Origin of the sequence: Providencia sp. PROV033 (assembly GCF_028484855.1) — a bacterium.
Lineage (GTDB): Bacteria > Pseudomonadota > Gammaproteobacteria > Enterobacterales > Enterobacteriaceae > Providencia > Providencia alcalifaciens.
Map to the genome: position 1 here is coordinate 1 of NZ_JAMPSW010000182.1, position 2,604 is coordinate 2,604.

Below are 2,604 nucleotides of genomic sequence, written 5' to 3' on the forward strand. Positions count from 1 at the left end.
TCCTTTAAGCATCATTTTAGAAAAAATAACAAGAATGACGAGAGAGATAATGGTAAATAGTACTTTTTTTATATCTATATTTTCTTTCATTTTTCAAGGCCAATAGGGTCTGTAATGTCTAAAATAAGCGCTTAGCGTATTTAACTTAAATTGTTCTTCAATAGAAAAGTGTAAATTTGAGTATCAGATAAAATGGGCATATACATTAATTTATGATTGGTTTAATCTATATGCATAGATATATTTATTAATGATTCTACGGCATAATTGTATGGATAACCAACATTTTTTAAAGAGTAATCAAATCCAGAATGGCTTAGTTTCAGTCATTATTCCTGTATATAACTCAGCGTCATTCATTTGTAAGACTATTGATTCAGTTTTACAGCAAACCTATTCGAATTATCAGATTGTGATTATTAATGATGGTTCAACCGATAACACGGTAGAGGTTATTACCAAAAAATTGGGTAATAACCTAAATTTTAAGGTTATTACTACGCCTAATGGTGGTGTTTCTAAAGCTCGTAACACCGGTATTACATATGCTGAGGGTGAGTATATCTGTTTCCTTGATAGTGATGATAAATTAGAACCGACATTTTTGGAAACGCTTGTTGAGAAAATTAACCAAAATAAAGTTGATGTTCAACTATGTGGGTATTATAAACATTACGCTAATTCGGTTGAAAAATTACCTAAGTCTAATGATTGCCAAAGAATTCTTAGTCAGTACCTTTTAGGTGATATGTCATTCCATATAGGTTCAATGTTAATTTCAAAGTCATTTTTAGACAAAGTAAATATTCGATTTAATCCAGATTTACGCTTAGCGGAAGACATTTTATTTATATGCCAGATATTATCTGTAGCGAAACTAAACATTTGTTTAAGTTACTTATATCACCATCAGTATCGAAAGGGCTCTTTAACAACCTCTGCATGGACTAAAGAAGATTATTTTCATGATATCGATGCTAAGGTGACGATAGAAAAAGAAATTAAGCAAATTTATACAGGGGAAGATCACAGTTTCGTTTGCCATCAATTAGCTTCAAATGTGTTCAGTAGTAAATTGAGATATGGTTGGAAACTGTTTCTAGCTAAAAAGTACCGTGAGCTAGTCAGCCTGAATAACCAGAAATTCTTTGCCGATTATGATATTAGGGTATTACCCAAGAAATATAAAAAAAGAGCAAAGATTATTGCATTTAATAACCCGACCATTTGGGCTCTAATTAACGTGTTTTATACTAAGAAAAATACCAAATTATGAGAGTTTCAATCGTGAAGAAAAGCAGCTAGTCATAAGAATAAGCACTAATATCCACGATAGTGATACTTGAGTTGAAATAATCAATGTATCACTAAGTCCTAACCCGATTAAAACGAATGTAAACCCTAAGATAAAAGGGTTTTTGGCTTGTTTATAGCCATATGCAAATATTGCGACATAGAATAATAAGATAAGAAGAACACCATTAATCCAGCCTTTGGTGGATAATTCTTCCATTAGATCATTATGTAAATGGGCTTGCATATGCTCAATTGCACCAGCGAATCTTTTATCATTCTTTGCCAATTCGATAATTTTACTATTTCTTTCTTCTGCTGATTGCCATAGAAATCCATTAGATGCATAAAATCCAGTTTGGATCATAGATAGCCGATCTCCAACAGATGTGGATGTAGAGTCATTTTTGATATAGGCAATGATTTCATTACTAGCACTTTGCATTCTTTGTATAATTGTTTCGCTAAAGATTGCGCATATAATTAACGCCGCAACGATAGGGAACAACACAAATTTTAATTTTAAATTTTTATTTTGTCTAAAATAAAGAAAAAAGATACAGAGGCTAATAACTGGATACAATAAAATTCCCGCTCTCGTTTCAGTTAGAACTACACAGAAAAAAGTGATTAAAATAGATAGAGAATATAAATAATATTTTATCCTCGAGCAGTAAGATAAAAAGATAAATTGTGCATATAAAGATAAAAATATCATGGCATAAGCTGCCCCAGTAGCATTTGAGGCATTATGAAATGCCAACTCAACTCTTGGAATATGGAGGTAAAACTCTTGATACACAGTATAACCCAGTATGCTTATCTGGCTTATTGTTGCGGTTATTAAATGCAACTTAGAGATTAAAATATTTTTCAACGCATTATGGGTTATAAGTAATATAAAGCTACCAAACAGAGCTATTTTCCCCATTTGGAAGTATCCATGGTAGACATTTCTATAAATAGTATCACTTGTTTTGTAAAGTTCTACCCAAATCAAATGAGTTATACCAATCAAAAATAAAGGGATAGCAACAATGACTATTTTGTTTTTTAAATATACCTTAGGTGAGGATAAAAATATTAAAACTGAAAGTATGCCTGCGAAATTAAATATTTTACTGGTAATATCAGGTTTAAAAGGTAATAACAAAATTGCAATAAAACACAATCCGAGCATCAGGGTGGGAAGATATCGATGACATGATTGAACTAAAAAATTATTGCTGAAAGATAATTTGGTCATAATATCATTGCTCAGAAATGATGATAATGGATAAAATATTTCTCATTAGAATAACTGATGTTAAT

2 protein-coding genes are annotated in these 2,604 nt (G+C 31.0%); one reads left to right on the forward strand and one right to left on the reverse strand.

Translation table 11 applies throughout. The features are described from left to right. Positions 1 to 271: 271 nt before the first annotated feature. Positions 272 to 1,276, forward strand: a complete 1,005-nt coding sequence (locus tag PSF16_RS17100) for a glycosyltransferase family 2 protein (protein ID WP_154631800.1) — start codon at positions 272 to 274, stop codon at positions 1,274 to 1,276. Here PSF16_RS17100 and PSF16_RS17105 read toward each other — a convergent pair. Further along, positions 1,271 to 2,539 carry an O-antigen ligase family protein gene (locus PSF16_RS17105; protein WP_230084918.1) on the reverse strand — a complete coding sequence of 423 codons (1,269 nt, stop codon included), beginning with the start codon at positions 2,537 to 2,539 and terminating at the stop codon, positions 1,271 to 1,273. The two genes, PSF16_RS17100 and PSF16_RS17105, sit on opposite strands and share 6 nt — an antisense overlap. Positions 2,540 to 2,604: the final 65 nt, after the last annotated feature.